Source organism: Cupriavidus sp. WS, from assembly GCF_000395345.1.
Lineage (GTDB): Bacteria > Pseudomonadota > Gammaproteobacteria > Burkholderiales > Burkholderiaceae > Cupriavidus > Cupriavidus basilensis_B.
Map to the genome: position 1 here is coordinate 1 of NZ_AQPL01000625.1, position 3,243 is coordinate 3,243.

The window sequence follows — 3,243 nt, forward strand, 5'->3', positions numbered from 1 at the left end:
AAAAGTCCGAGCCGAGTGGCATGCCTCGATTTTTCCGGGGATGCCCAGAGACCCGAGAAATCCGCTACAGCAAAGGGTTTACGGGCAGATACTGCGCCACAGGTAGTTGACCGATATTCCCTAATGTTCCGATAATTCGCCTACACGGTGCCTACATGGAGGCCCACGTAGGCCGACACGGGGGGAAACGGGACATGAGCAAAGAGAGCTTCACGGCCGGCCGCGTTGCCGGCTATCAGTGCGCGCCGGGCAAGACCCAGACGCTATATTGGGACGCGAAGGCGCCCGGCCTGGGGCTGCGAGTCACAGCATCTGGCGCCCGCTCCTATGTATTCGAGTCCCGCCTGTTCAGCAAGACGGTGCGCGTCACCATAGGCGACCCACGCGCGTGGGACTTGGGCAAAGCCCGAACCGAGGCGGCACGCCTCAAGACGCTCATTGACGCCGGCCAAGACCCGCGCGAAGTCAAAGCCGAGGCCCGTGCCGCCCATGAGGCTCGCGCCGCAGCAGCCGCCGTGCAAACCGTCACGGTTGGCGAAGCCTGGGGCGCATATCTGGAAGACCGTCGCCCGTACTGGGGTGAGCGCCACTATAAGGACCATGTTGCCAAGGCGCAGCCGGGCGGCCTGCCGGCGGTGCGCGGCACCCGTGGGCGCGGTGTCACCATCGCCGGCCCGCTCTACCCGCTCATGAGCATGAAGTTGTGCGAGCTGGACGCGCCCACCGTGGAAGCATGGGCGGTGCGGGAGGGAAAGAAGCGCCCGGCATCGGCCCGGCTGGCGTGGCGCCTGCTCAAAGGCTTCCTGTCATGGTGTGCGGAGCAGCCAGCCTACGCGGCCGCCGTGGAAGGCAACCCGGCTAGGACCAAGAAGAGCCGCGAGGCGCTGGGCACGGCTGGCGTGAAACAGGACGCCTTGCAGCGCGAGCAGCTGACCGGATGGTTCTCTGCCGTGCGCCAGCTTTCCAACCCCGTGACCGCCGCCTACCTGCAAACCCTGCTACTGACCGGCGCGCGACCGGGCGAGGTGCTGGAGATGCGCTGGGAGGACTTGAACGAGAGGTGGCAGGGTTTGACCATCCGCGACAAGGTGGAAGGCGAGCGCACTATCCCGCTTACGCCGTATGTCGCCTCCCTGCTGTATGCCCTCCCCCGCCGCAGCGAATGGGTGTTCTCCAGCGCCGCGACCAATCCTGACAGGCCGCCCCAGCCCATAAGCAAACCTCACGACCCGCACGGCCGCGCTTGCGCGGTGGCAGGCATTGATGGCCTGACCCTGCACGGCCTGCGCCGCTCATTCCGAAGCCTGACCGAGTGGCTGGAGTGCCCAGCCGGCGTGGTGGCACAAATCATGGGGCACAAGCCCAGCGCGACCGCCGAGAAGCACTACACGGTGCGCCCCCTGGACCTGCTGCGCCTACACCATGAGCGCATCGAGGCATGGATACTCGCGCAGGCAGGAGTTGCCTTTGACCCGGCACGCGCCAAGCCCGGCCTGCGAGTCATCGCCGCCGCCTGACCGGCACAGTTTTGCCCTTGCCTACATCGACGGATGGAAAAGCCGGACACCTTCACCGGCCCGGCAGGGGCTCCCTCATGAGGGTTTGCGCGAGAAGGAGCGCAATGAGCAAGGACGCCAGGAAGTCTCGCAGCACAGGAATCCCCGAGCCTCAGACAGTTGTGGAGCTTGCGGCCGTGGTCGGCATTGGCAAGTTTGGAGGTAGTGATCGAGCAGAGAGTCTTTCCAATATGCTGCGCGAGAACTTCTCTGCGCTTCGCGATGAACTGTTACGAGACCCAATCGATGACGCATTTACCTTGCTTGTTCTTTTGGGCCTGGAGCGAGCCAAGAAACCAAGCAAGGCTGAGAAGCTAATGCTCGATCTTCATGGCCAGAACCTTTCGAGCGCCGGCAGAAAAGGGGCAGAAGTTCGCCATGGTCAGCGGGGAGGGTACTGGGAAAAGAAGGACGAAATGCGCAAAAGGTGGGCCAGCGGCAAGTACAAGACGCGGGATGATTGTGCCGACCAAGAACACAAAGCACTAGGAATATCCCGTGATACCTCCGGAAAACGCCCGACCCCACCTAGCCGCTAGCCAGCCAGAGGCTAGCCGTTGGCAGGCTATAGGGCATTCGCAGACTCCATTGCGCCGTCAACAATCGTCATCGCTGAGATTTAAAGCCGAGCGGGGCGGAATTCTGGAGCGTTGAAACGAACTCAGCACGTTATCAGCGTCCCAGGACCCGCCACGCGAGGCCGTATTGGACGTTGACCATGACGAGCCTTGCTCAAGCCATCCCGCCCGGCCTCGCCTCAATTGCCGGCGCGCGCGATGCCATCACCACCAATGAGGCGGCACCCATCATCAATCGCCGGCCTCAGACGTTACGCAAATGGGCCTGCCTCGAGAATGGCCCCATCCGCCCCGTCCGCATCAATGGCCGCCTCGCCTGGAAAGTGGCGGACCTAGCAAAGCTACTGAACGGGGGCGAATAATGAAAAACGCCCACCAAACTCCGAGCCGCCCGCCCGCATCGGTGCCGAGCTACGCGGTAGACCTGCTGGCGGCTGCAAAGCTGGTATCCCACCCGCCCGTCAACGCCACGCCTGAGATGCTGGCCGAGTATCAGGAGCACCTGCACGCCGCTGTCATCGCCTTCGAAGCGGCCATGCCGATAGCCGCTGATGGCGAAATCGTGATCGACCACATCAACGCAGGGGCCTGACATGGAAAAAGAAAACGCCCGCCCCCAGCAAGCAGAGACGAGCGCGAACGAAGAGCCCAATTCTACGACAGGCCGCCTACCGAGTCGTACCAATACGGTCAGGGCCGAGGTATTGGCTCATCTGATTGAAGGCCGACGCCTCACAAACATGGACTCCGTGTTCGCGCAAAACACGACCCGCCTGGCATCCGTGGTACACGCTCTTGAAGCGGACTACGGCTGGCACATCAAACGCCGCGACATTGAGAAGCGTACCGTTGACGGCCGCACTGCATCGGTCAGCGAATACTGGCTGCCGGAGCATGCACGTGAGGCCGCTCTCGCGGCCGGCGCCCGCGCCTGGATCGATGCGGTGAACACAGAACGCGCAGAGCAACGCAAGGCCGCACGCACACTGCACTAACACCACCCCACCAAGCAAAAATCCGCGATCGTCGCCTGCCTAATCCGAAGTGAGACAGGCGGCGAAGGTGTATCAACGCCAACTTGTTGGCTGAGCTTGCCCCCGCAAAACGAA

The 3,243-nt window shown here is 63.0% G+C and carries 5 protein-coding genes; all 5 read left to right on the plus strand.

Going from position 1 to position 3,243, the window contains the following annotated elements; translation table 11 throughout:
• The first annotated feature begins 194 nt into the window (after nt 1–194).
• The 5 genes from K206_RS0135815 to K206_RS41080 all read left to right on the plus strand — a co-directional run bounded on the left by K206_RS0135815 (nt 195) and on the right by K206_RS41080 (nt 3,129).
• The gene (locus K206_RS0135815; protein WP_020207051.1) at nt 195–1,517 is read left to right on the plus strand and encodes an integrase family protein; all 1,323 of its coding nucleotides are present in this window, start codon (nt 195–197) and stop codon (nt 1,515–1,517) included.
• A 104-nt stretch (nt 1,518–1,621) separates the two neighbouring features.
• Nucleotides 1,622–2,095, plus strand: a complete 474-nt coding sequence (locus K206_RS43460) for a hypothetical protein (RefSeq protein WP_155888416.1) — start codon at nt 1,622–1,624, stop codon at nt 2,093–2,095.
• A 179-nt stretch (nt 2,096–2,274) separates the two neighbouring features.
• Nucleotides 2,275–2,496 carry a hypothetical protein gene (locus K206_RS42330; protein WP_081651634.1) on the plus strand — a complete coding sequence of 74 codons (222 nt, stop codon included), beginning with the start codon at nt 2,275–2,277 and terminating at the stop codon, nt 2,494–2,496.
• Entirely contained in the window at nt 2,496–2,726 is a 231-nt protein-coding gene (locus K206_RS42335; RefSeq protein WP_020207052.1) for a hypothetical protein, read from the plus strand. Before K206_RS42330 ends, K206_RS42335 begins: the two co-directional genes overlap by 1 nt.
• Nucleotide 2,727: 1 nt before the next feature.
• Complete coding sequence (locus tag K206_RS41080; protein ID WP_081651635.1) at nt 2,728–3,129, plus strand: helix-turn-helix domain-containing protein; 402 nt, start codon at nt 2,728–2,730, stop codon at nt 3,127–3,129.
• Nucleotides 3,130–3,243 lie beyond the last annotated feature (114 nt).

What these genes read in the sequence shown, in the direction of transcription:
- K206_RS0135815 (WP_020207051.1), top strand. Translation starts at nt 195, where the DNA reads ATGAGCAAAGAGAGCTTCACGGCCGGCCGCGTTGCCGGCTATCAGTGC.
- K206_RS43460 (WP_155888416.1), top strand. Translation starts at nt 1,622, where the DNA reads ATGAGCAAGGACGCCAGGAAGTCTCGCAGCACAGGAATCCCCGAGCCT.
- K206_RS42335 (WP_020207052.1), top strand. Translation starts at nt 2,496, where the DNA reads ATGAAAAACGCCCACCAAACTCCGAGCCGCCCGCCCGCATCGGTGCCG.
- K206_RS42330 (WP_081651634.1), top strand. Translation starts at nt 2,275, where the DNA reads ATGACGAGCCTTGCTCAAGCCATCCCGCCCGGCCTCGCCTCAATTGCC.
- K206_RS41080 (WP_081651635.1), top strand. Translation starts at nt 2,728, where the DNA reads ATGGAAAAAGAAAACGCCCGCCCCCAGCAAGCAGAGACGAGCGCGAAC.